The organism is Janibacter melonis (assembly GCF_003721155.3).
Taxonomy (GTDB): Bacteria; Actinomycetota; Actinomycetes; order Actinomycetales; family Dermatophilaceae; genus Marihabitans; species Marihabitans melonis.
In genome coordinates this window covers 1,805,428-1,827,548 of record NZ_CP044548.2, presented here as the reverse complement: position 1 = coordinate 1,827,548, position 22,121 = coordinate 1,805,428, and the positions used below count along the sequence as shown (strand labels likewise).

Here is a 22,121-nt window from a genome sequence, read left to right as displayed (position 1 = left end):
CCTGACACGATGGGCCCGTGCCCTCGCTGACCCTCGCCGAAGCCCGAGCCCGCGCCGACCTGCTGCAGGTCACCGACATGGAGGTCGACCTCGACCTCGACCAGGGGGCCGAGCACTTCGGGTCGGTCACCCGGCTGCACCTGCGGGCGAGCGGCGACGGGCAGACCTTCGTCGACGTCGACCCGGTGAGCCTGCACGCGATCCGCCTCGACGGCGTCGAGCTCGACGTCGCGCTCCAGGCCGAGCGCCGCTACCCGCTGACCCTCACCGCCGGCGACCACGTCGTGGAGGTCGAGGCGACGATGGCCTTCAGCCACGACGGCGAGGGGCTGCACCGCGCAACCGACCCGGCGGACGGGCAGGACTACGTCTACGGACACCTCTTCCTCGACGCGGCGCCGACGGTCTTCGCGTGCGTCGACCAGCCCGACCTCAAGGCTCCGTACACGATGACGGTGCGCGCCCCGCAGGGCTGGAGCGTCATCGGCAACGGCCGGGCGACGCTGGTCGAGGGGGTGTGGCACCTGCGTCGCACCCAGCCGCTCGCGACGTACTTCGTCTCCGTGTGCGCCGGGCCCTACGCCAGCGTCACGGCCGAGCACGACGGCATCCGGCTCGGCCTGCACGGCCGCGCCTCGCTGCGCGCCGAGCTCGAGCGGCACGCCCCGCAGATGCTCGAGGTGACCCGCGCGAGCTTCGACTACTTCCACTCGATCTTCGGCATCCGCTACCCCTTCGACGACTACGACCAGGTCTTCGCGCCCGAGTTCAACGCCGGGGCGATGGAGAACCCGGGGTGCGTCGTCTTCCGCGACTCCTACCTCTTCCGGGGCGCCGCGAGCCGCAGCGAGGTCCTCACCCGCTCGAACACCATCAGCCACGAGATGGCGCACATGTGGTTCGGCGACCTCGTGACGATGCGGTGGTGGGACGACCTGTGGCTCAACGAGTCCTTCGCCGAGTACATGGCGCACCGCTGCCTCGTCGCCGCGACCGACTTCGAGGACGCCTGGGTCGACTCGACCGCCACCCGCAAGGCGTGGGGCTACGCCGCCGAGCGCTCCCCGTCGACCCACCCGGTCGCCGGGTCGCCCGCCCCCGACGCCCGCTCCGCGCTCGCGAACTTCGACGGCATCTCCTACGCGAAGGGGGCCGCCGTCATCCGTCAGCTCATCGCCTACATCGGCGACGACGCCTTCCTCGCGGGGATCCGTGACTACCTCGGCGCCCACGCCTTCGGCAACGGCGAGCTCGCCGACTTCCTCGCCGCGATGGAGCGCGCGTCGGGCCGCTCGCTCGCCGACTGGGCGCAGGCCTGGCTGAGCACCGCCGGGGTCGACGCGCTCGCCGTCGACCGGGCCACCGCGCAGCTCGTGCGCACGCCGCCCGCCGAGCAGCCGGCGCAGCGCCCGCACGCCCTCGACGTCGCGACGTGGAGCGGCGGGTCGCTCACCTCGCGCGTCGAGCTCACGGCGACCGACGACGCCACCCCGCTGCCCGGTCTCGACACGACGGCGCCGCTCGTCGTGCCCAACGCCGCCGACCTCACCTGGGCGACCGGGCTGCTCGACGAGCGCAGCCTGGCGGCCCTGACGAGCGAGCTGCCGGCGGTCACCGACGCGCAGACCCGCGCGGTCGTCTGGGTCGGGCTGCGCGACCAGCTCGCCCTCGGCCTCGTCGACCCGCGCCTGCTCGTCGACCTCGCCGAGGTCGCGCTGCCGCACGAGAGCGACGACTCGGTCCTCGCCTCGGTGGGCATGCACCTCACCGGCACGGTCGTGCGCTCCTACCTGCCGCCGGCCGAGGAGGCCCCGGCCCGTGCCCGCATGGCCGCTCTCGGCGAGCGCATCCTCGCCGACGCCGAGCCGGGCAGCAGCCGCGCCCTGCACGCGGCCCGGCTCGTCGCCCGCACCACCGACGACGTCGAGGGCCGGCTGCGCCCGTGGGCCGACGGCGAGGGCCTGCCGCAGGGGCTCGAGGACGACGCCGACCTGCGCTGGGTGGTCCTCGGCCAGCTCGCCCGCCGCGGCCTGCTCGACGCCGACGGCGTCGCGGCGGCACAGGAGCAGGACCGCACGATGGCGGGCAACCTCGGTGCCCTCACGGCGCGTGCGGCGATCCCGACCCCGGAGGCGAAGGCGCAGGCCTGGGCGTCCCTGACGACCGACCGCTCGCTGAGCAACTACGAGCTCGTCGCGGTCGCGTCCGGCTTCTGGGGGCCGGCGGACCGCTCCCTCGTCGAGCCCTACGTCGCGCGGTACTTCGAGGACGTGCCGGCGATGGCCGGCCACCTCGGCGACAGCGCGCTCGCCCGGGTCGCCTCGATCGCCTACCCCTCGCGCTTCGGCACGCCCGAGACCCTCGCCCTCTCGCAGGCCTGCCTCGCGCGCGACGACCTCGACCCGACGGTGCGGCGTGCGGTCGTCGACCAGCAGTCGCAGCTCGAGGAGGTCGTGCGCTCCCGGGCGCGCTACGGCGCCTGACCCGGCTCAGGGCACGACGACGGGGCGTCCGCTCGTCGTGCCGCCGGCGATCGCGGCGAGCGCCTGCGGCACCTCGGCGAAGGGGTGAGCCGTCCCGACGAGCGGGTCGAGGTGGCCGGCGTCGGCGATCTCGACGAGCGCGGCGTGGCATGAGCGCACGACGTCGGGCAGCTCCTCGCGGTAGCGACCGACGTTCAGACCGAGGACCGAGTAGCCCTTGACGAGCGCGTGGTTCAGCCGCGCCTGCTGGCGCGTGCCGGAGGCGAAGCCGACGACGAGGATCCTGCCCTCGAGCGCCACGCAGTGCGTGCTCGCCTCGAAGGCCGGCCCGCCGACCGGGTCGTAGACGACGTCGGCGCCGTGCCCGCCGGTCGCCTCGAGCACGGCGGCCGCGACGTCCTCGCTGCGCCGGTCGACGACGACGTCGCACCCGACCCGCCGGGCGAGGTCGGCCTTCTGCGGCCCGCCGACGACCCCGATGACGTGCGCGCCGGCCGCCCGCCCGAGCTGGACCGCGGCTGACCCGACACCGCCGGTCGCGGCGTGCACGAGCAGGTGCTCGCCGGGTCGGATCGCCGCGCGCCGGTGCAGCGCGAGCCACCCGGTGTGATGGCTGATGACGAAGGCTGCCGCCTGGGCGTCGGTGAGCGAGGCCGGGGCCGGGTACGCGGTCGCCGCGTCCATGAGCGCCTCGTCGGCGAAGCCCCCGTGCGGCAGCGCGGTCATGCCGAGGACGCGGTCGCCGACGGCGGGGGTGCTCACCCCTTCGCCCACCGCCGTGACGACGCCGCACACCTCCAGGCCCGGCACGAAGGGCAGCTCGGGGCGCACCTGGTACTCGCCCGAGCACAGGAGGGTGTCGGCGAAGTTCACCGCCGCGGCACGCACCGCGACCCGCACCTGACCCGGCCCGGGGTCGGGCACGGCCACCTCGCCGAGGTGCAGCGCCTCCTCCGGGGTGCCGTGCCGGACGACCTGCCACGCGCGCATGCTCATGGGCCGCGACGCTAGCCGCGGCGACCCCGCCGACGCCCCCGGGCGCGGTCGATCTCACACATCCGGGCGGACGGACGTCCTGGGGGCATGATCACCACCATGACCACGACGGGGCAGGTGCGCCACGAGCTCGTCCGGACCGGTCTCGGCGAGCTGACCGTCGTCGTCGGCACGGTCGCCGACGGCGCCGCGGACGAGCACGACGTGCTGCTCGGCATCTACTTCCCGGGGCACTGGACCCTGCCCGACGTCGCGACCTTCGGGCCGCGCCGCACGGGCGAGCCGCTCGTCGCCGAGACGGCGCGCCAGCTGCAGGAGTACCTCGCCGGGGAGCGGCGCGACTTCGACCTGCCGGTCGAGCTGCGCGGCGGCGACTTCTACCGCAGGGTCTGGGCGGTGCTGCGCGAGATCGGCTACGGCGAGCGGACGACCTACGGGCAGATCGCCGCCCGGCTGGGCACCTCGGCGCAGCCCGTCGGCCGGGCCGTCGGGGCCAACCCGGTCTCCGTCGTCGTCCCGTGCCACCGCGTCGTCGGCAGCGACGGCAGCCTCACCGGGTACGCGGGCGGCATCGAGCGCAAGCGGGCGCTCCTCGAGCTCGAGGAGCCGGGCCCCGCCTCGCGTGGGGCACTCTTCTGACCATGGCGACCACCCCCTTCGAGGCCGTCGTGCGCGAGCACGGCCCCCACGTCCTGCACGTCTGCGCCGCGATCGTCGGCGGCAGCGAGGCCGAGGACGCGTGGAGCGAGACCTTCCTCGCGGCCCTGCGGGCCTGGCCCGACCTGCCCGACGACCTCGACCCCCGGGCCTGGCTCACCGTCGTCGCCCGCCGCAAGTGCCTCGACCAGCTGCGCGCCCGGGCCCGCCGGGCGGCGCCCTCCGAGCGGCTGCCCGAGATCGCGCTGCCGCCCGTGGAGCCGCGGGACGAAGGGGTGTGGCGTCACGTCGCGGAGCTGCCGACCAAGCAGCGCCAGGTCATCACCTACCGCTACCTCGGCGGTCTCGCCTTCGCGCAGATCGCCTCTCTCACCGGCGGCACCGAGGCCGCGGCCCGACGGGCCGCCTCCGACGGGCTGCGCTCGCTGCGAGCCAAGGAGATCCGATGAGCACCACCCCTCAGGTCGACGCCGAGACGATGGACCGTCTCCACTCGCGTCTGGTCACCCGCGCCGGTCGCACGGGCGACCTCGACGTCGCCTACCGCGTCGTCGACAGCCGGCTCGGCCCGCTCGTCCTCGCCGCCACCCCGCGCGGGCTCGTGCGGATCGGCTTCGGTGCGACCGAGGGCGAGGAGGCCGTGCTCGTCGACGTCGCGACACGGGTCAGTCCCCGGGTGCTGCGCAGCCCGGGCCGTCTCGACATCGCCGCCCAGCAGGTCGAGGAGTACCTCGACGGGCGGCGCGAGGTCTTCGAGCTCGCCCTCGACCTCTCGCTCGCGACCGGCTTCCGCGGCGAGGTCGTCTCGGCCCTGCCCCGGATCGGGTACGGCCGGACTGCGTCCTACGGCGAGGTCGCCGGCCTCGTCGGCCGGCCGCGGGCGGTGCGCGCCGTCGGCACGGCGTGCGCGACGAACCCGCTGCCGCTCGTCCTGCCCTGCCACCGGGTGGTGCGCTCCGACGGGGGCACCGGTCGCTACCGCGGCGGCGAGCAGGCCAAGCGCGACCTGCTCGCCCTCGAGGCCTGAGGCTCAGCGCCCGAAGACGGGGGGACGCTTCTCGACGAAGGCGCGGGCCGCCTCGACGTGGTCGGCGGTCAGCCCCGTCTCCTTGTGCCGGCGCACCTCGGTGCGCATGGCCTCGGTGAGGCTCTGGGTCGGCACCTCGCGCAGGTTGCTGCGGATGTGGGCGAGGGCGAGCGCCGGCCCGTCGGCGAGCCGCCGGGCGAGCTGCGCCGTCGCGGCCTCGAGCTCGTCCTCGGGCACGACCTGGGTGAGCAGCCCGAGGTCGGAGCAGGCCTGGGCGTCCAGGCGCGGGTTGAGCAGCATGAGCTCGCGGGCGTGCGCGGGGCCGACGAGCCGGTCGAGCAGCCACGCGACCCCGAAGTCGCCCGAGAGCGCGACGGTGGCGAAGGCGGTCGCGATGACGGTGCGCGGGGTGCCGATGCGCAGGTCGGCGGCCAGGGCGAGACCCAGTCCCGCGCCGGCGGCCGCGCCCGGCAGCGAGGCGATGACGGGCTTCGCGTAGGCGTGGATGCGCCCGACGGTGGCCTCCTGGTGGCGGATCTGCGCCGCGACGGCCTCCTCGTCGACCTCGCTCGCGCCGCCCCCTTCGCCCCCGTCCTCGTCGAACTGCTGGACGTCGCCGCCCGCGCAGAAGGCGCGCCCGGCGCCGGTGAGGACGACGACGCGGACCGCGGGGTCGGACTCGGCCTGCTCGAGCAGCTCGCCGAGGCGCTCGATCATCGCCGTCGACATCGCGTTGCGCCGGTCGGGCCGGTTGAGGGTGATCGTCGCGACCCCGTCGGCGAGGTCGAGCAGGACGTGGTCGGTGTCGGTCTGGGTCACGAGATCTCCTGGGTCGGGGAGGGGCCGGCGCGCGGCGGGTCCGCGGGCCGGTCGGGTCGGGTAGTGGGCAGGGTGGCGAAGGCGAGGGCGGCGCTCAGCGGCAGGACGGTGACGACGAGCAGGGCCCAGGTGAGCCCGATCGCGTCGCCGAGCCCGCCGACGGCGGCCGCGCCGAGGCTGCCGCCCATGAGGAAGACGAGGGTGAGCAGCCCGAGGGCGCCGCCGCGCGAGGCGAGCGGGACGGCGTCGGCGACGAGCGTCGTCATCGCGGGCTGGCCCAGGCCGAAGGAGACGATGAGCACGACGGTCGCGGCGACGAGCGGGGCGGGGGAGACGAGGCCGACGCCGAGCGTGGCGAGGAGCAGCGCGAGGGCGGTGCCGAGGGTCGCGACGAGCTGGCCCCGCGCCGGGCCGAGACGCACGAGCGCCGGCCCGGTGATCCGCGGGGCGACGAGGCCGGCCGCCGCGCACGGCACGAGGAGCAGTCCGACGGAGACGCCGGACCACCCCTCGCCGACGAGCGTCGTCGGGACCGCGACGAGCATGCCGAACCACGCCGACGACAGGCTGATCGCGGTGATGAGGCTGCGCCGCGAGGCGGGGTCGGCGATCATCACGGCCGGGACGATGCCGTCCGGGCGCCGCCGCGAGCGCAGGACGACGACGGGCAGCGCGACGACGAGGCAGACCAGCCCGACGAGGGCGACGACGACGCCGAGGGTCGCGGCCTGGAGCGCGAGCACGGCCCCGACGGCGGCGACGGCGACGAGCGCGGCCCCTGCGGCGTCGAGGGTGGCGCCGGGCTGGCGGCGGGTCGGCAGGTCGCGCCAGACGACGGGGAGCAGGAGCAGGGTGGCGACGGGGATCGCGACGACCGGCCGCCAGCCGAGCGGCTCGACGAGCATCGCGCCGACGACCGGCCCGAGCGCGTTGACCGTCGCCCCGACGGCCGCGTAGGTCGCCATCGCGCGGGCCCGCGAGTCCCCCTCGAAGACCGCCTGGACCGCGGCGAGGGTCAGTGCGGGGACCGCGGCGGCGCCCAGGCCCTGCAGCGCCCGGGCCGCGACGAGGGCGGGCAGCGAGTCGGTGAGGGCCCCGGCGCACGCGGCGGTGACCATGATCGCGATGCCGACGACGAGCGGCCCGCGGATGCCGAGGATGTCGCCGAGCCGGCCGTACACGGCGCTGCCGACGGCGAGGGCGAGGGAGTAGCAGCTGACGACGAGGGTCGCCCGGCCCGGGGTGAGGTCGAGGTCCGCGGCGAGGACCGGCAGGACGACGGCGACGGCCGCGCTGCCCAGACCGGTGACGCCGAAGAGCACGGCGAGGGCCGTCGCCAGGCCGTCGCGGCGCGTCGGCACCGACGTCGAGGGCTCGACGCTCACCGCACCTCCCGCAGTTGAATCTGAATCAGAGTTCAAGTATACCTTGAGTCACCTCACCGCGAAGGAGACACGATGACGAGCGCCGCGACCACCCCAGGCGTCCTCGACGAGGGCGTCACCCGCACCGCCCTGCTCGTCGACTTCGGCGGCGTGCTCACCAGCCCGGTCCTCGACGCCTTCGCCGCGCTCAGCCAGGAGTGCGGGCTGGCGAAGGGGGAGGCCCTGCGCCTGCTCACGCAGGACGAGCAGGCGCGCAGCGCGCTCGTCGAGCACGAGGAGGGCCGGCTCGACGACGCCGGCTTCGAGGAGGCGCTCGGCGCCGCGGTCGTGCGCGCCGGCGGGCACCTGCCCGACCGCAGCCTGCTCGCCACCCTCGACGCCCACATGGAGCTCGACACCGCGATGATCGACCTCGTCCGCGAGGTCCGGGCCGCCGGCATCCCCGTCGCGCTCGTGTCGAACTCGCTGGGCAGCGGCTGCTACGACCGCGTCGACCTCGACGAGCTCTTCGACGTCGCCGTGATCTCCGGCCGGGTCGGCGTGCGCAAGCCCTCGCGGCGGATCTACACCATCGCCTGCGAGCGGCTCGGCGTCGCGCCGCAGGAGTGCGTGCTCGTCGACGACCTCGAGCACAACCTCGCCGGCGCGGCCCGCCTCGGAGTCCTCGGCGTCCACCACCGCGACGCCGCGCTCTCCGCCCCGCAGGTGCGGCGCAGCCTCGGGCTGCCCGTCCCGGCGACCCCCTGACCACGCGACACCCCTTCGACGCCCCCTTCGACCCACCACACCCAAGGACGGTCACGATGTTCGAACTCAGCGAGCGCGGCCAGGAGTACCGCGACAAGCTGCTCGCCTTCATGGACGAGCACGTCTACCCGGCCGAGCCGGTCTACCGCGAGCAGATGGCCGCGTCCGGCGACGCCAACCACCACCCGCAGGTCCTCGAGGACCTCAAGGCCGAGGCGCGCAGCCGGGGGCTGTGGAACCTCTTCCACCCCCATCCCGAGTGGGGCCCGGGCCTGACCAACCTCGAGTACGCCCACCTCGCCGAGATCACCGGCCGCAGCCTCGAGATCGCGCCCGAGGCGATCAACTGCAACGCGCCCGACACGGGCAACATGGAGGTGCTCACCCTCTTCGGCACCGACGAGCACAAGGAGCGCTGGCTGCGCCCCCTCCTCGACGGGAAGATCGCCTCCGCCTTCGCGATGACCGAGCCGGCCGTCGCGAGCTCGGACGCGACGAACATCGAGACCTCGATGGTCCGCGACGGCGACGAGTACGTCATCAACGGCCGCAAGTGGTGGACCTCGAACGCCCTGCACAAGAACTGCAAGGTGCTCATCGTCATGGGCAAGACCGACCCGGACGCCCCGACCCACCGCCAGCAGTCGATGATGGTCGTCCCGCTCGACACCCCGGGCGTGCGCGTCGTGCGCGGGCTGCCCGTCTTCGGCTACATGGACCGCGAGGGTCACGCCGAGGTCGTCTTCGAGGACGTCCGCGTGCCCCGCGAGGCGCTGCTCGCCGGCGAGGGCGACGGCTTCATGATCAGCCAGGCCCGTCTCGGCCCCGGTCGCATCCACCACTGCATGCGTGCCATCGGCGTCGCCGAGCGCGCGCTCGACATGATGATCGACCGCGCCCAGTCGCGCGTCACCTTCGGCCAGCCGGTCGCCGACCGCGGCAACGTCCAGGACTGGGTCGCCGAGTCGCGCATCGACATCGAGATGGTCCGCCTGCTGACGCTCAAGACGGCCTACCTCATGGACACGGTCGGCAACCAGCAGGCCCGCACCGAGATCGCCGCGATCAAGGTCGCCGCCCCCAACGTCGCGCTCAAGGTCCTCGACCGGGCGATCCAGGTGCACGGCGGCGGTGGCGTGAGCGATGACTTCCCGCTGGCCATGTGGTACGCCCACATGCGTACGCTGCGTCTGGCCGACGGGCCGGACGAGGTGCACAAGATGACCATCGCACGGCGCGAGTACCGCCGGCGCAGCCCCGAGTGGGGTCGGAAGCGCTGAGGCGCAGGACGAGAGGGACGCGATGAGCGAGCACGCCGAGGTCGAGGGTCTCGACGCCGAGGCCGTCGGACGGTGGCTGCAGGAGCGGGCGGGGGTGACCCCGCCGCTGGAGGTGGCGCGGGTCGGTCTCGGCCAGTCCAACCTCACCTTCCTCGTCACCGACGCGACGGGGGAGCGGGTCGTCCTGCGGCGCCCGCCCCTCGGCGAGCTGCTCGCCTCGGCCCACGACGTGGCCCGTGAGCACCGGATCCTCTCGGCGCTGCAGGGCACCGACGTGCCCGTGCCCGTCGTGCACGGGCTGTGCGAGGACCCCGCGGTCGCCGACGTGCCGGTGCTCGCCGTGTCCTTCGTCGACGGGGCGGTCCTCGACGACCGCTCCGACGCCGAGCTGCTCTCGCCGCAGGCGCGTCACCGGGTCGGTCTCAGCCTCGTCGAGACCCTCGTGAGCATCCACGAGGTCGACCTCGAGGCCGTCGGCCTGGCCGACCTGGCCAGCCACAAGCCGTACGGCGCGCGCCAGCTGCGCCGCTGGTCGCAGCAGTGGGAGCTCTCGCGCACCCGCGAGCTGCCCGAGCTCGAGTCGCTCACGCAGCGGCTGGTCGAGCGCGACCCCGGCCCGGGCGAGGTGGCGCTCGTCCACGGCGACAGCCACCTGCGCAACGTCATCATCGACCCGCAGGACGCCGCCGTCCGCGCGATCCTCGACTGGGAGCTGTGCACGCTCGGCGACCCGCTCGCCGACCTCGGCACCCTGCTCGCCTACTGGCCGATGCCCGGCGACCCGCCGACGATGCGCTTCGACGCCTCGACGGTGCCGGGCTTCGCCACCCGCGACGAGCTCGTCGAGCACTACGCGGCGCGCAGCGGGCGCGACGTGGGCGCGGTGACCTTCTGGCACGGGCTCGGGCTGTGGAAGCTCGCGATCATCCTCGAGGGCGTGCGCCGCCGTCAGCAGGACGACCCGCGCAACCTCACCGCGGCCGGGGCGATCCCCGCCCAGACGGTCGACGAGCTCGTCAGCTACGCCCACCTCGTGCTCGACGAGGAGCACTAGGGTGGTTGCCATGCCCGGCGACAGCGACACCGGCACCGAGGTGCCCGACCTCGTCGACCCGCAGCGCCTGGGCACCCAGCCGCAGACCGCGCGTGGGCAGCGCACCCGCGACAACCTCGTGCGGGCGGCGCGCACGGTCTTCGAGCGCGACGGCTACGTCGACTCGCGCCTCGTCGACATCGTCGCCGAGGCGAAGTGCTCGATCGGCAGCTTCTACACGTGGTTCGACAGCAAGGACGAGGTCTTCGCGGCGGTCCTGCACGAGGCGCAGAGCGACATGCTCCACCCGGGCACCGGCCGGATCGAGACGAGCGACGACCCGGTGGCGATCATCGGGGCGAGCAACCGCGCCTACTTCGAGGCCTACCGCCGCAACGCCCGGCTCAACCAGCTGCTCCAGCAGGTCTCGGCGGTGGACCCGCGCTTCCGCGAGATGCGCCGGGCCCGGTCCGCGGCCTTCGTCACCCGCAACGCCCGCGCCATCTCCGACCTCCAGGCCCGCGGCCTCGCCGACCGCCAGGTCGACCCGGAGATGGCAGCCAAGGCCCTCTCGGGCATGATCGCCCGCCTCGCCTACGACGTCTTCGTCATCGACGACGAGGAGCGGGTCGACGACCTCGTCGAGACCGCCACCCGCCTGTGGACGAACGCCCTCGGCCTCACCTCCCCCGAGCTGCGCGCCGACTGAGACCTCACCTGTCCCAAGTTTCTCGGGTCACCCGATAAACCCCGGGTCCGCATGAGTAAGAAACTCGTGCGAAGCCGGGGTTTCTCTTGCTGAGCGGTCACGCAGACGCGCGAAGGGGGGTCTGCCGAGCCGGCGGACCCCCCTTCGTGGTCGTCCGCAGACCTCGAGCCCCAGGCCAGGCCTCACCTTTCTCAAGTTTCTCGGGTCACCCGATAAACCCCGGGTCAGCATGAGAAAGAAACCCTTGCGGAGCCGGGGTTTCTCTTGCTGAGCGGCCACCGGGACGCACGAAGGGGGTCCACCGAGCCGGCGGACCCCCCTTCGTCTCGTCGTCAGCGGTTGATCGTCACGCCGCCGTCGACGGTGAGGGTCTCGCCGACGACGTAGTCGCCGGCGTCGGAGGCGAGGTAGACCGCGGCGGCGGCCATGTCCTCGGGGCGCCCGATGCGGCCCGAGGGGATCTGGCCGGCGACCTCGTCGCCGTGGTCGCGCGCCTCCTTGTTCATCGAGGAGGCGAAGGCGCCGGGTGCGATGGCGCTGACGACGATGCCCTCCGGGGCGAGGCGCACGGCCATCCGGCGGGTGAGGTGGATCAGGCCGGCCTTGCTCGCGTGGTACGAGTACGTCTCGAGCGGGTTGAGCGACTGGCCGTCGATCGAGGCGATGTTGACGACCTTCGCGAGATGGCCGCGGGCGTGCCCGGCGAGGAGCAGGTCCTTGGCCGCCTGGGTGAGGAAGAAGGGCGTGCGGACGTTGAGGTCCATGACCTTGTCCCAGCCGCTCTCGGGGAACTCGTCGAAGGGCTCGGCCCAGGCCGCCCCGGCGTTGTTGACGAGGACGTCGAGGTGGTCCTCGTGCTCGCGCAGCTGCGCGAGCAGACCGGCGATGCCCTCGGTCGTCGAGACGTCGGCGGGCAGCGCGACGCACCGGCCCTCGCCGTGCTCGGCGCTCAGCTCCTGCGCGGCGGCCTGAGCCGCCTCGGCCTTGCGCGCGGTGATGTAGACGGTCGCACCCTGCGAGAGCAGGCCCTGGGTGATCATCAGGCCGATCCCGCGCGAGCCGCCGGTGACGAGGGCGACGCGACCGTCGAGGGAGAAGAGCGAGGAGAGGTCCATGGGCGTCCTTGGGGCTGGGCAGGTGCGCGTGCGCGCCGGTCACAGGGACCGTAACCCAACCTGAATCGGGGTTCAAGGATCAGTTGAACTCGGGTTCAGATTCTGCGAGGGTGAGCGCGGGCCGCCGTCCGGCGCCCGTCCGACGCATCGCAGGAGCCGACATGACCTGGTCCTCGCAGGAGGTCCGCCTCGCCCAGCGCCCCGCCGGGCGGCCCGACGACAGCACGTGGGAGATCGCGACCACCGAGGTCCCCGACCCCGGCCCCGGCGAGCTCGTCGTACGTCTCGAGCTCATCTCGCTCGACCCGGCGATGCGCGGCTGGCTCAACGACGTGCGCTCCTACATCCCGCCCGTCGGCATCGGCGAGGTCATGCGGGCCTTCGCCGGGGGCACGGTCGTCGCCAGCCAGCACGAGGACTTCGCCGTCGGCGACACGGTGACGGGCACCTTCGGCGTGCGCGAGCACGCGCTCTCCGACGGCCGCGGGGTGACGAAGGTCGACCTCGACGTCGCGCCGCTCGCCACCTGGCTCGGCGCGCTCGGCATGCCGGGCATGACTGCCTACTTCGGGCTCGAGGACGTCGGCCGGGCCCAGCCCGGCGAGACCGTCCTCGTCTCGGCCGCCGCGGGGGCGGTCGGCAGCGTCGTCGCCCAGCTCGCCCTGGCGAAGGGGTGTCGCGTCATCGGTGTCGCCGGCGGACCGGACAAGGTCGCCTGGCTGCGCGAGCTCGGCCTGCACGAGGTCATCGACCGTCGCGACGGCGACCTGCTGCGCCAGGTGCGCCGCGCCGCCCCGGACGGGGTCGACGTCTACTTCGACAACGTCGGCGGCGAGCTGCTCGACGCCGCCCTGGCCAACCTCGCCCGCGGCGCCCGGATCGCGATCTGCGGCGCGATCTCGACGTACAACGAGGAGCGCCTGCCCGAGGGCCCGCGGCGCTACATGTCGCTGCTCGTCTTCCGCGCGACGATGCAGGGCTTCCTCGTCATGGACTACCTCGAGCGCTACCCCGAGGGCGTCGCCGCGATCTCCGAGCTCATCCGCGAGGGTCGGCTCGTCGCGACGGAGACCACCCTCGACGGGGGAGTGGCCGGCTTCCCGCAGGCCCTCCTCGGCCTCTTCGACGGGGTCAACACCGGCAAGCTGCTGCTCGCCGTCTGACACCCGCCCGACCGACCGACGACAGGACACCCCATGCGCGCAATCCACATCTCCACCCTCGAGGGCCCCGACGCGATCGAGGTCGTCGAGCTGCCCGAGCCGCACGACGAGTCGATGGTGCGCATCCGCGTCCACGCGGCCGGCGTCGCCTTCCCCGAGCTGCTCCAGACCCGAGGTCTCTACCAGGTCAAGCCCGACCTCCCCTTCGTCCCCGGGGCAGAGGTCTCCGGCACGGTGATCTCCGCCCCCGAGGGCAGCGGGCTGCGCGAGGGCGACCGGGTCGCCGCGCTCACCCTGCTCGGTGGCTTCGCGCAGGAGGTGCTCGCCCGCCCCGACCTCACCTTCGTCCTGCCCGACGAGGTCGGGCTCGACGCCGGGGCGGCCTTCCTCTTCAACTACTGCACGGCCTACTTCGCGCTCGTCGAGCGCGGACGCCTGGCGAAGGGGGAGAGCGTGCTCGTCCACGGCGCCGCTGGAGGTATCGGCACCGCGGCGATCCAGGTCGCCAAGGCCTTCGGGGCCGGCCGCGTCGTCGCCGTCGTCTCCACCCCCGAGAAGGGCGAGGTCGCGACTCGCGCCGGCGCCGACGAGGTCGTCCTCGCCGACGGCTTCCGCGAGGCGGTCGGCCGCACCGTCGACGTCGTCGTCGACCCGGTGGGCGGCGACCGCTTCACCGACTCGCTGCGGGTGCTGCGCGAGCAGGGTCGGCTGCTCGTCATCGGCTTCACCGCCGGCGAGATCCCCACCGTCAAGGTCAACCGCCTGCTGCTCAACAACGTCGACACCGTCGGCGTCGGGTGGGGCGCCTACGCCCTGGCCCGTCCCGGCCACGTCGCGACGGAGTGGGAGGCGATGCTCCCGCACCTGCGCAGCGGCGCCCTCGCCCCCCTCGTCGGCTCGACCCACCCGCTCGACGACGCCTCCGCCGCGCTGCGCTCGCTCGAGACGCGCCAGGTCGTCGGCAAGGTCCTCCTGCGGCCATGAGCGTCGTCGCCCGCCCCGCCGTCGAGGACGTCCTCGCCCTGCCGGCCGCCCTCGTCGAGGTCGCGCCCCCGGAGTGGCAGGACGGCAACGGCCACGTCAACGTGCGCCGCTTCTACGACCTGCACATGCGCGGCGCCCACGCGGCGCTCACCGCCATCGGGCTCGACGACGACTACCGGACCTCCACGGGCCAGAGCGTCTTCAGCGTCGAGCAGCACATCCGCTACCTCGACGAGGTCCACGTCGGCGACGAGGTGAGCGTGCACCTGCGCTGGGTCGCCCGCGGCGACAAGGTGCTCCACGCGATGTCCTTCGTCGTCGACCGCACGACCGGACGGGTGGTCAACGTCCTCGAGATGCTCGAGGCCCACGTCGACCTGACGACCCGCCGGGCGTGCTCGTGGGCCCCCACCCTCGCCGCCAGGATCGACGACGCGGTGAGGGCCCACGAGGAGCTGCCCTGGCCGGCCCCGACGAGCGGGGCCGTCGGGGTCAGGCGCTGAAGCGACCGATCGACTCCGCGACGAGGATCGGCTTGTCGATGCCCTCGGCCTCGACGGTCAGCGTCGTCACGACGTTGACCTGACCGGGCTTGGTCTCCTCCACCTTCGTCAGCTCGGCGTGCAGCCGGATCCGCGAGCCGACGGGCAGCGGGTGGATGAAGCGCACCCGGTCGTAGCCGTAGTTGAGGCTGTGCGCGAAGCCGTCGAAGGCCATGAGCTCCTCGAGGAAGGCCGGGGTGCGCGACAGGCTGTAGAGCCCGTGCGCGATCGTCGAGCCGAAGGGGCTGTCGGCCGCGCGCTCGGGGTCCACGTGGATCCACTGGTGGTCGCCGGTGAGCTCGGCGAAGGCGTCGATCTTCGCCTGGTCGACCGTGTGCCACTGGGTCGGGCCGAGGGTGACGCCGAGGAGGTCCTTGAGGTCCTGCACGGACGTCGGGCGGCGCTGGGCGATGTCGGTCATGGGTGCTCCTTGAGGGGGTCGAGATGCCGATGGGTGATGACGCCAACGTAATTGAACATGAAGACGGGTTCAAGTATGGTGCGAGAGCAGCAGTCGTCGATCGAAGGAGCTCGTATGACCACCCCGCAGCAGCGCGTCGCCGTCGTCACCGGTGCGGCGCGAGGGATCGGCGCCGGCATCGCCCGCCGTCTGGCCTCCGACGGCCTGGCCGTCGCCGTCCTCGACCTCGACGAGTCCGCCTGCCAGGGCGTCGTCGAGCAGATCGAGGCCGACGGGGGACGGGCGCTGGCCGTCGGTGCCGACGTCAGCGACCCCGAGCAGGTCGAGGTCGCCGTGCGCCGCGTCGCCGAGGAGCTCGGCGCCCCGACGGTGCTCGTCAACAACGCGGGCATCATCCGCGACAACCTCATCTTCAAGATGGAGCTCTCCGACTGGGACTCCGTCATGGCGGTCCACCTGCGCGGCGCCTTCCTCATGACCAAGGCCTGCCAGGGCTACATGACCCAGGCGAAGTTCGGCCGCGTCGTCAACCTCTCCTCGACCTCCGCCCAGGGCAACCGCGGCCAGGTCAACTACTCCGCGGCGAAGGCGGGTCTGCAGGGCTTCACCAAGACCCTCGCCATCGAGCTCGGCAAGTTCGGCGTCACCGCCAACGCGATCGCCCCCGGCTTCATCGAGACCGAGATGACCGCCGAGACCGCGGCGCGCATCGGCATGGACTTCGAGGACCTCAAGAAGGCGGCGGCCTCGCAGGCCGCCGTGGCCCGCACCGGCCGTCCCGAGGACATCGCCCACGCCGCCTCCTTCTTCGTCAGCGAGGGCGCCGGCTTCACGACCGGTCAGGTGCTCTACGTCGCCGGCGGACCCTGCGACTGAGGGGAGAGGACGTCATGGACATCTCCGGCACGAGCGCCGTCGTCACCGGCGCCGCGGGCGGCATCGGTGCCGCCCTCGCGCAGCGCCTCCTCGAAGGGGGAGCCGCCGTCACCATCACCGACCTCGACGCGAGCCGTCTCGAGGCGAGCGCGCAGCGCCTGCGCGACCTCGGTCACGAGCAGGTGGTCGCCGTCGCCGGCGACGCCTCGTCCGAGGACGACATCGCGGCGAGCATCGCCGCCGCCGAGGAGGCCCACGGGCCCGTCGACATCTACGCGGCGAACGCCGGGGTCGGCGACGGCTCCGGCCTGTCGGCCACCGAGGCGCAGTGGGACCTCGCCCTCGACGTCAACGTCCGCGCCCACGTGCGCGCCGCCCGCCAGCTCATGCCCGGGTGGGTCGAGCGCGGGCAGGGCTGCTTCGTCAGCACCGCCTCGGCCGCGGGCCTGCTCACCCAGCTCGGGTCGGCGACCTACTCCGTGAGCAAGCACGGCGCCGTCGCCTTCGCCGAGTGGCTCGCCATCACGTACGGCGACCAGGGCGTGCACGTCAGCTGCCTGTGCCCGATGGGCGTCGACACCGAGATGCTGCGCACCGGCATGTCGCCCGACGCCGGTGACGGGGGAGCCCTCGCCGCCGCGGCCGTCACCGGCGCCGGCGACGTGCTCGACCCGCTCGTCGTCGCCGACGCCGTCGTCGCCGCGCTCGCGGACGAGACCTTCTTCGTCCTCCCGCACGCGGAGGTCGCCGAGTACCAGCGGCGCAAGGTCGACGACCACGACCGCTGGATCCGTGGCATGCAGCGCTACAACCGCACCCTGGAGGGCCGATGAGCACGCAGAACGCCGCCTCGCTCGTGTGGGCCGGGGCGCAGGAGCGCCCCGACGCCGTCGCGCTGCGCGAGGGCGATCGGTCGTGGACCTTCGCCCAGCTGCGCGAAGGGGTCCGCGGCGCGGCTGCCGAGCTCGCCCGTCGCGGGGTCCGCCCCGGTGACCGGGTGCTCGTCGTCGTGCCGACGAGCGCCGAGTTCGTCCTCACCTACCACGCGCTCCTCGCGCTCGGCGCGACCGCGGTGACGGTCAACCCGCTGTGCACGCCGCGCGAGCTCGAGCACTTCGTGCGCGACGCCGGGTGCACCTACGCCCTCGGCTGGCACGAGGGCGCCGAGGCCGTGACCCGCACCGCCGCCGAAAACGACATCCCGCTGTGGGTCCTCGAGCCCGGTGCCGTCCCGGCCGAGGGTCCGGCGATCGACCCGGCCGCCGCCGGCGTCGACGACGCTGCGGTCCTGCTCTACACCTCGGGCACGACGGGCACGCCGAAGGGCGCGGTCCTCACCCACGGCAACCTCCTGTCGTGCGGCGCCGCCCTCGCGGAGGCGCTCGACCTCACGGCCGATGACCGGATGGGCACGGCGCTGCCGCTCTTCCACGTCTTCGGCCAGGCCGCGGTGATGTTCACGACGTGGACCGCCGGCGGCAGCCTGTCGCTGCTGCGCCCCTTCGAGCCGAGGGCCCTGCTGCGGATGGCCGCCGACCAGCGCCTCACCGGGGTGGCCGGGGTGCCGACGATGTGGAACGCGATGCTCCACGCCGACACCGACGTCACCGCGGACGACCTCGCCGACCTGCGCCTGGCCTGCTCCGGCGGCGCCGCCCTGCCGCTCGAGGTCGCCAAGGCCTTCCGCGACCGCTTCGGCGCGATGGTCCTCGACGGCTACGGGCTGAGCGAGACGACGGGCGCGGCCACCTTCAACCGGGCCGAGCACCCGCGCAAGGAGATGAGCGTCGGCCGGGCCCTGCCCGGGTGCGCGCTCGCGGTCCTCGACGACGACCGTCGCCCGCTGCCGCCCGGAGAGACCGGTGAGGTCGCCATCAGCGGCCCGGTCGTCATGCGCGAGTACTGGGGCCGGCCCGAGGCGACCGACGAGGTGCGCTCGGGCGAGTGGTTCCTCACCGGCGACATCGGCCGGATGGACGAGGACGGCGACCTGTGGATCGTCGACCGCAAGAAGGACCTCGTCATCCGCGGCGGCTACAACGTCTACCCCCGCGAGGTCGAGGAGGTCCTCTACGGCCACCCCGGCATCCGCGAGGCCACCGTCATCGGGGTGCCCGACGAGCGGCTCGGCGAGGAGCTCGCCGCCGTCATCTCCCCGCAGGACGGCACGACCCTCGACCCCGCCGAGCTGCGGGCCTGGCTCGAGGAGCGGCTCGCCGCCTACAAGGTGCCGCGCATCTACCAGCTCGTCGAGGAGCTCCCGAAGGGGGCCACCGGCAAGATCCTCAAGCGCGACATCGACCGGACCGACATCGCCCGGAGCGGCCAGCGCCCCTCCCGCGCGAGCACACCCACCGCCTGACCGACCGAAGGGAGCCGTCGTGGACTTCGCCCTCGACGAGACCACCACGAGCCTGCGCGAGCGGCTCGTCGACTTCATGGACGAGCACGTCTACCCGTCCGAGGCCACCTACCAGGAGCAGCTCGACGCGGCCCCGGACCGGTGGTCGCCCCCGCCGGTCGTCGACGGGCTCAAGGATGAGGCGCGCAGCCGGGGGCTGTGGAACCTCTTCCTGCCCGGGCAGGAAGGAGCGGGACTGACCAACCTCCAGTACGCCCCGCTGTGCGAGGTGCTCGGCCGCAGCCTGCACATCGCGCCGGTCGCGACGAACTGCGCCGCGCCCGACACGGGCAACATGGAGGTGCTGCACATGTTCGGCACCGACGAGCAGAAGGAGCAGTGGCTGCGCCCGCTGCTCGACGGGCAGATCCGCTCCGCCTTCGCGATGACCGAGCCGCGGGTCGCCAGCTCGGACGCGACGAACGTCGAGACCTCGATCGTGCGCGACGGCGACGAGTACGTCATCACCGGGCGCAAGTGGTACATCTCCGGCGCGATGAACCCCGACGCCAAGGTCTTCATCCTCATGGGCAAGACCGACCCGGATGCCGACCGGCACCGCCAGCAGTCGATGATCCTCGTCCCGCGCGACACCCCCGGGGTCGACGTCCGGCGTGGCATGAAGGTCTTCGGCTACGACGACCGCGACCACGGCGGCCACGCCGAGATCGACTTCGCCGAGGTGCGCGTGCCGGCGAGCAACCTCATCGGCGGCGAGGGCGAGGGCTTCGCCATCGCGCAGGCCCGCCTCGGCCCCGGCCGCATCCACCACTGCATGCGCCTCATCGGCATCGCCGAGCGCTCGCTGGAGCTGATGATCGACCGCGCCGCCGAGCGGGTCGCCTTCGGCAAGCCGCTCTCCGACCAGGGCGTCATCCGCGAGTGGATCGCCGAGTCCCGGGTGCGCATCGAGCAGCTGCGCCTGCTCACGCTCAAGGCCGCGTGGCTCATGGACACCGTGGGCAACAAGGGCGCGCACACCGAGATCCAGGCGATCAAGATCGCCGCGCCCAGCACCGTCGAGTGGATCGTCGACAAGGCGGTCCAGGTGCACGGCGCCGGCGGGCTGAGCCAGGACTTCCCCGTCGCCGAGTGGTTCGCCCAGGTGCGCACGCTGCGCTTCGCCGACGGGCCCGACGAGGTCCACAAGAACGCCCTGGCCCGTCACGAGATCCGTCGCAGGAGCGCCCGTGCCTGATCTGCAGCAGCGCGTCGAGGAGCTCCTCGCCGCGCACGACCCGGGCACGACCGACACCACGACCTTCCTCGGCGCGCGCTTCGACGCCGGGCTGGCGTGGGTGCACTTCCCCGAGGGGCTCGGCGGTCTCGGGCTCCCGCGCGGCCGGCAGGTCGAGGTCGACGCGATGCTCTCCGCCGCCGGCGCCCCCGAGCCCGACCTCGGCCGCAACAGCATCGGGCTGGGCATGGCCGCGCCGACGATCCTCGCCTTCGGCACGCAGGAGATGCAGCAGCGCTACCTGCGCCCGCTCTTCACCTGCGAGGAGATCTGGTGCCAGCTCTTCAGCGAGCCCGGCGCCGGCTCCGACCTCGCCGCGGTCGCCACCCGGGCGGTCCGTGACGGCGACAGCTGGGTCGTCGACGGGCAGAAGGTGTGGACGTCGGGCGCGCACAACGCCCAGCACGCCATCCTCCTCGCGCGCACCGACACCTCCGTGCCCAAGCACGCGGGCATGACGTACTTCGTGCTCGACATGAGCGACCCGGGCGTCGACGTGCGACCGCTGCGCCAGATCACCGGCGAGGCGGAGTTCAACGAGGTCTTCCTCACCGGGGTCCGGGTGCCCGACCACGACCGCGTCGGCGCGGTCGGCGAGGGCTGGCGGGTCGCGACGACGACGCTCAACAACGAGCGCGTCGCCATCGGCGCCGGCGCCGAGCGAGAGGCCGGGCAGATCGGCGTCGTCACCCGCCGCTGGCGCGATGACCCCGAGGTCCGCACGCCCGAGGCGCAGAGCGAGCTGCTGCACTGGTGGGTCGAGTGCGAGGTGACCCGCCTGGCCGGCGAGCGCCTGCGCCAGCAGCTCGAGGCCGGTCAGCCCGGCCCGGAGAGCTCGGCGATGAAGCTCGCCTTCGCCCAGCAGGCGCAGCAGGTGAGCGGGCTCGCCCTCGAGATCGCCCCGGAGGAGGGGCTGACCTACGACGACTGGACGATGCGCCGGTCCGGCTCGGCCTCCTTCCTCGGCCGCGGCCCGGGCTTCCGATACCTGCGTGCGAAGGGCAACTCCATCGAGGGCGGCACGAGCGAGGTCATGCGCAACGTCGTCGCCGAGCGCGTCCTCGGCCTGCCCCCGGACCACCGCCCCGACAAGGGCATCCCCTTCAAGGACGTGCCGCGATGACCGACCTGCTCTACACCGACGTCGAGGAGTCGCTGCGCGACAGCCTGCGCTCGACGCTGCGCCGGGCGCTGCCCGACGACCTGCCCGCCCGGGTCTACGACGAGCCCGGCACCGACGTGTCGGCGCTGTGGCGGGCCGTCGCCTCCGACCTCGGTCTCGCCGGCCTGCTCGTCCCCGAGGAACACGGCGGTCTCGGCGCCGGGCCCCGCGAGGTCGCCGTCGTGCTCGAGGAGCTCGGCCGCACCGTCGCCCCGCTGCCCTACCTCACGAGCGCCGTCGTCGCGACGACCGCGCTCGTGCGCGTCGGCGACACCGAGAGCCTGCCGGCCCTGGCCGACGGCGAGCAGGTGGCCGCCCTCGTCCTGCCGTGGACCGCCCGCCGCGGTGCGTGGCACGCGGTCGACCCGGGCACCCCCGTCGAGCCGGTCGCGGGCGCCCTCGTCGGCGGGCGGACGGCCGACCTCTTCGTCGCCCCCGTGCTGCGCGACGGGGCGACCTCCCTTCGCCTGCTCTCCCGCGACGACGTCGAGGTCGAGGCGATCACCTCGCTCGACATGACCCGTCCGCTCGCAAGCGTCCGTGCCACCGGCGAGGGCCGCGAGATCGCCCGCGGCGTCGAGGCGGACGCCGCCGTCGACGCCGCGCTCGGCGCCGGGCAGGCGCTGCTCGCCTCCGAGCAGCTCGGGCTGGCCCAGTGGTGCCTCGAGACGACCGTCGAGTACGCGAAGACCCGCGTGCAGTTCGCCCGTCCGATCGGCTCCTTCCAGGCGATCAAGCACCGCCTCGCCGACCTCTACCTCGTCGTCGTCGGCGCCCAGGCCGCGGCCCGCTACGCCGCCGCGACGCTCGCGCAGGACGACCCGGACGAGCACGTCGCCCAGGCCCTCGCCCAGGTGAGCTGCTCCGACGCCGCGGTCCGCGCGGCAGAGGAGGCGCTGCAGCTGCACGGCGGCATCGGCATGACGTGGGAGCACCCCGTGCACACCCGCCTCAAGCGGGCGAAGTCCGACCAGCTCGCCCTGGGCACCCCGCAGCGCCACCGCGCCGACCTCGCGGTGCTGCTCGACCTCACCCTCTGACGACCCGACCACCCCGACACCCCGCACAGACCAGGAGATCCACC

22 protein-coding genes are annotated in these 22,121 nt (G+C 73.7%); 17 read left to right on the top strand and 5 right to left on the bottom strand.

The window, feature by feature from the left end:
• Positions 1-17: 17 nt before the first annotated feature.
• Positions 18-2,483 carry an aminopeptidase N gene (gene pepN, locus EEW87_RS08630; RefSeq protein WP_123092276.1) on the top strand — a complete coding sequence of 822 codons (2,466 nt, stop codon included), beginning with the start codon at positions 18-20 and terminating at the stop codon, positions 2,481-2,483.
• A 6-nt stretch (positions 2,484-2,489) separates the two neighbouring features.
• Here the strand turns inward: pepN and EEW87_RS08625 are convergent, their stop codons facing one another.
• Positions 2,490-3,479, bottom strand: a complete 990-nt coding sequence (locus tag EEW87_RS08625; RefSeq protein WP_225985125.1) for an NADPH:quinone oxidoreductase family protein — start codon at positions 3,477-3,479, stop codon at positions 2,490-2,492.
• A 99-nt stretch (positions 3,480-3,578) separates the two neighbouring features.
• On the opposite strand from EEW87_RS08625, the gene EEW87_RS08620 reads away from it, so the two are divergent.
• Genes EEW87_RS08620 through EEW87_RS08610 form a run of 3 tightly spaced genes read left to right on the top strand, consistent with a single transcriptional unit; the run spans position 3,579 to position 5,163 of the window.
• Positions 3,579-4,118 carry a methylated-DNA--[protein]-cysteine S-methyltransferase gene (locus EEW87_RS08620; RefSeq protein ID WP_225985126.1) on the top strand — a complete coding sequence of 180 codons (540 nt, stop codon included), beginning with the start codon at positions 3,579-3,581 and terminating at the stop codon, positions 4,116-4,118.
• 2 nt (positions 4,119-4,120) lie between these two features.
• The gene (locus EEW87_RS08615; protein WP_123092274.1) at positions 4,121-4,585 is read left to right on the top strand and encodes an RNA polymerase sigma factor; all 465 of its coding nucleotides are present in this window, start codon (positions 4,121-4,123) and stop codon (positions 4,583-4,585) included.
• Positions 4,582-5,163: a methylated-DNA--[protein]-cysteine S-methyltransferase gene (locus tag EEW87_RS08610; RefSeq protein ID WP_123092273.1), complete on the top strand. Its 582-nt coding sequence runs from the start codon at positions 4,582-4,584 to the stop codon at positions 5,161-5,163. Before EEW87_RS08615 ends, EEW87_RS08610 begins: the two co-directional genes overlap by 4 nt.
• A 3-nt stretch (positions 5,164-5,166) precedes the next feature.
• Here the strand turns inward: EEW87_RS08610 and EEW87_RS08605 are convergent, their stop codons facing one another.
• Together EEW87_RS08605 and EEW87_RS08600 are read right to left on the bottom strand one after the other, a co-directional pair.
• On the bottom strand, positions 5,167-5,982 hold the full coding sequence (locus tag EEW87_RS08605; RefSeq protein WP_123092272.1) for an enoyl-CoA hydratase-related protein: 816 nt from the start codon (positions 5,980-5,982) through the stop codon (positions 5,167-5,169).
• Positions 5,979-7,367 carry an MFS transporter gene (locus EEW87_RS08600; protein ID WP_240341571.1) on the bottom strand — a complete coding sequence of 463 codons (1,389 nt, stop codon included), beginning with the start codon at positions 7,365-7,367 and terminating at the stop codon, positions 5,979-5,981. The genes EEW87_RS08605 and EEW87_RS08600 overlap by 4 nt, the downstream gene beginning before the upstream one ends.
• Before the next feature lie 72 nt (positions 7,368-7,439).
• Here EEW87_RS08600 and EEW87_RS08595 point away from each other — a divergent pair, with 72 nt between their 5' ends.
• From EEW87_RS08595 to EEW87_RS08580, 4 genes are read left to right on the top strand one after another with little or no spacing between them, the layout of a single operon-like run.
• Positions 7,440-8,114 carry an HAD family hydrolase gene (locus tag EEW87_RS08595; RefSeq protein ID WP_123092271.1) on the top strand — a complete coding sequence of 225 codons (675 nt, stop codon included), beginning with the start codon at positions 7,440-7,442 and terminating at the stop codon, positions 8,112-8,114.
• A 56-nt stretch (positions 8,115-8,170) separates the two neighbouring features.
• Positions 8,171-9,394, top strand: coding sequence for an acyl-CoA dehydrogenase family protein (locus tag EEW87_RS08590; protein ID WP_068276973.1), 1,224 nt, complete (start codon positions 8,171-8,173; stop codon positions 9,392-9,394).
• Positions 9,395-9,416: 22 nt separating this feature from the next.
• Entirely contained in the window at positions 9,417-10,448 is a 1,032-nt protein-coding gene (locus tag EEW87_RS08585) for a phosphotransferase family protein (RefSeq protein ID WP_068276974.1), read from the top strand.
• Positions 10,449-10,458: 10 nt separating this feature from the next.
• Positions 10,459-11,136 carry a TetR/AcrR family transcriptional regulator gene (locus EEW87_RS08580; protein WP_068277624.1) on the top strand — a complete coding sequence of 226 codons (678 nt, stop codon included), beginning with the start codon at positions 10,459-10,461 and terminating at the stop codon, positions 11,134-11,136.
• Positions 11,137-11,468: 332 nt separating this feature from the next.
• On the opposite strand, the gene EEW87_RS08575 is transcribed toward EEW87_RS08580, so the two are convergent.
• Positions 11,469-12,251: an SDR family oxidoreductase gene (locus EEW87_RS08575; RefSeq protein ID WP_123092270.1), complete on the bottom strand. Its 783-nt coding sequence runs from the start codon at positions 12,249-12,251 to the stop codon at positions 11,469-11,471.
• Positions 12,252-12,412: 161 nt separating this feature from the next.
• Between EEW87_RS08575 and EEW87_RS08570 the strand changes: the two genes are divergently transcribed.
• Genes EEW87_RS08570 through EEW87_RS08560 form a run of 3 tightly spaced genes read left to right on the top strand, consistent with a single transcriptional unit; the run spans position 12,413 to position 14,901 of the window.
• Positions 12,413-13,414 carry an NADP-dependent oxidoreductase gene (locus EEW87_RS08570; RefSeq protein WP_123092269.1) on the top strand — a complete coding sequence of 334 codons (1,002 nt, stop codon included), beginning with the start codon at positions 12,413-12,415 and terminating at the stop codon, positions 13,412-13,414.
• 33 nt (positions 13,415-13,447) lie between these two features.
• On the top strand, positions 13,448-14,398 hold the full coding sequence (locus tag EEW87_RS08565; RefSeq protein ID WP_123092268.1) for an NADPH:quinone oxidoreductase family protein: 951 nt from the start codon (positions 13,448-13,450) through the stop codon (positions 14,396-14,398).
• Positions 14,395-14,901 (top strand): thioesterase family protein, encoded by a 507-nt coding sequence (locus EEW87_RS08560; RefSeq protein ID WP_123092267.1) that lies wholly within the window; start codon positions 14,395-14,397, stop codon positions 14,899-14,901. The genes EEW87_RS08565 and EEW87_RS08560 overlap by 4 nt, the downstream gene beginning before the upstream one ends.
• Here the strand turns inward: EEW87_RS08560 and EEW87_RS08555 are convergent.
• Entirely contained in the window at positions 14,891-15,361 is a 471-nt protein-coding gene (locus EEW87_RS08555) for a MaoC family dehydratase (protein ID WP_068276990.1), read from the bottom strand. The genes EEW87_RS08560 and EEW87_RS08555 overlap by 11 nt on opposite strands.
• A 114-nt stretch (positions 15,362-15,475) precedes the next feature.
• Between EEW87_RS08555 and fabG the strand changes: the two genes are divergently transcribed.
• From fabG to EEW87_RS08525, 6 genes are read left to right on the top strand one after another with little or no spacing between them, the layout of a single operon-like run.
• Positions 15,476-16,237, top strand: a complete 762-nt coding sequence (gene fabG / locus EEW87_RS08550) for a 3-oxoacyl-ACP reductase FabG (RefSeq protein WP_123092266.1) — start codon at positions 15,476-15,478, stop codon at positions 16,235-16,237.
• A gap of 14 nt (positions 16,238-16,251) precedes the next feature.
• Positions 16,252-17,070 carry an SDR family NAD(P)-dependent oxidoreductase gene (locus EEW87_RS08545; protein ID WP_123092265.1) on the top strand — a complete coding sequence of 273 codons (819 nt, stop codon included), beginning with the start codon at positions 16,252-16,254 and terminating at the stop codon, positions 17,068-17,070.
• Positions 17,067-18,599: a class I adenylate-forming enzyme family protein gene (locus EEW87_RS08540; protein WP_123092264.1), complete on the top strand. Its 1,533-nt coding sequence runs from the start codon at positions 17,067-17,069 to the stop codon at positions 18,597-18,599. The genes EEW87_RS08545 and EEW87_RS08540 overlap by 4 nt, the downstream gene beginning before the upstream one ends.
• A gap of 19 nt (positions 18,600-18,618) precedes the next feature.
• The gene (locus tag EEW87_RS08535; RefSeq protein WP_123092263.1) at positions 18,619-19,836 is read left to right on the top strand and encodes an acyl-CoA dehydrogenase family protein; all 1,218 of its coding nucleotides are present in this window, start codon (positions 18,619-18,621) and stop codon (positions 19,834-19,836) included.
• Positions 19,829-20,998, top strand: a complete 1,170-nt coding sequence (locus EEW87_RS08530) for an acyl-CoA dehydrogenase family protein (RefSeq protein ID WP_123092262.1) — start codon at positions 19,829-19,831, stop codon at positions 20,996-20,998. Before EEW87_RS08535 ends, EEW87_RS08530 begins: the two co-directional genes overlap by 8 nt.
• On the top strand, positions 20,995-22,077 hold the full coding sequence (locus tag EEW87_RS08525; protein WP_123092261.1) for an acyl-CoA dehydrogenase family protein: 1,083 nt from the start codon (positions 20,995-20,997) through the stop codon (positions 22,075-22,077). The genes EEW87_RS08530 and EEW87_RS08525 overlap by 4 nt, the downstream gene beginning before the upstream one ends.
• The last annotated feature ends 44 nt before the right edge of the window (positions 22,078-22,121 follow it).

Excerpts from the sequence above, each read along its gene's own strand:
- EEW87_RS08625 (WP_225985125.1), bottom strand. The coding sequence starts at position 3,479 with ATGAGCATGCGCGCGTGGCAGGTCGTCCGGCACGGCACCCCGGAGGAG.
- EEW87_RS08620 (WP_225985126.1), top strand. The coding sequence starts at position 3,579 with ATGACCACGACGGGGCAGGTGCGCCACGAGCTCGTCCGGACCGGTCTC.
- EEW87_RS08615 (WP_123092274.1), top strand. The coding sequence starts at position 4,121 with ATGGCGACCACCCCCTTCGAGGCCGTCGTGCGCGAGCACGGCCCCCAC.
- EEW87_RS08610 (WP_123092273.1), top strand. The coding sequence starts at position 4,582 with ATGAGCACCACCCCTCAGGTCGACGCCGAGACGATGGACCGTCTCCAC.
- EEW87_RS08595 (WP_123092271.1), top strand. The coding sequence starts at position 7,440 with ATGACGAGCGCCGCGACCACCCCAGGCGTCCTCGACGAGGGCGTCACC.
- EEW87_RS08590 (WP_068276973.1), top strand. The coding sequence starts at position 8,171 with ATGTTCGAACTCAGCGAGCGCGGCCAGGAGTACCGCGACAAGCTGCTC.
- EEW87_RS08585 (WP_068276974.1), top strand. The coding sequence starts at position 9,417 with ATGAGCGAGCACGCCGAGGTCGAGGGTCTCGACGCCGAGGCCGTCGGA.
- EEW87_RS08580 (WP_068277624.1), top strand. The coding sequence starts at position 10,459 with ATGCCCGGCGACAGCGACACCGGCACCGAGGTGCCCGACCTCGTCGAC.
- EEW87_RS08575 (WP_123092270.1), bottom strand. The coding sequence starts at position 12,251 with ATGGACCTCTCCTCGCTCTTCTCCCTCGACGGTCGCGTCGCCCTCGTC.
- EEW87_RS08570 (WP_123092269.1), top strand. The coding sequence starts at position 12,413 with ATGACCTGGTCCTCGCAGGAGGTCCGCCTCGCCCAGCGCCCCGCCGGG.
- EEW87_RS08565 (WP_123092268.1), top strand. The coding sequence starts at position 13,448 with ATGCGCGCAATCCACATCTCCACCCTCGAGGGCCCCGACGCGATCGAG.
- EEW87_RS08560 (WP_123092267.1), top strand. The coding sequence starts at position 14,395 with ATGAGCGTCGTCGCCCGCCCCGCCGTCGAGGACGTCCTCGCCCTGCCG.
- EEW87_RS08555 (WP_068276990.1), bottom strand. The coding sequence starts at position 15,361 with ATGACCGACATCGCCCAGCGCCGCCCGACGTCCGTGCAGGACCTCAAG.
- fabG (WP_123092266.1), top strand. The coding sequence starts at position 15,476 with ATGACCACCCCGCAGCAGCGCGTCGCCGTCGTCACCGGTGCGGCGCGA.
- EEW87_RS08545 (WP_123092265.1), top strand. The coding sequence starts at position 16,252 with ATGGACATCTCCGGCACGAGCGCCGTCGTCACCGGCGCCGCGGGCGGC.
- EEW87_RS08540 (WP_123092264.1), top strand. The coding sequence starts at position 17,067 with ATGAGCACGCAGAACGCCGCCTCGCTCGTGTGGGCCGGGGCGCAGGAG.
- EEW87_RS08525 (WP_123092261.1), top strand. The coding sequence starts at position 20,995 with ATGACCGACCTGCTCTACACCGACGTCGAGGAGTCGCTGCGCGACAGC.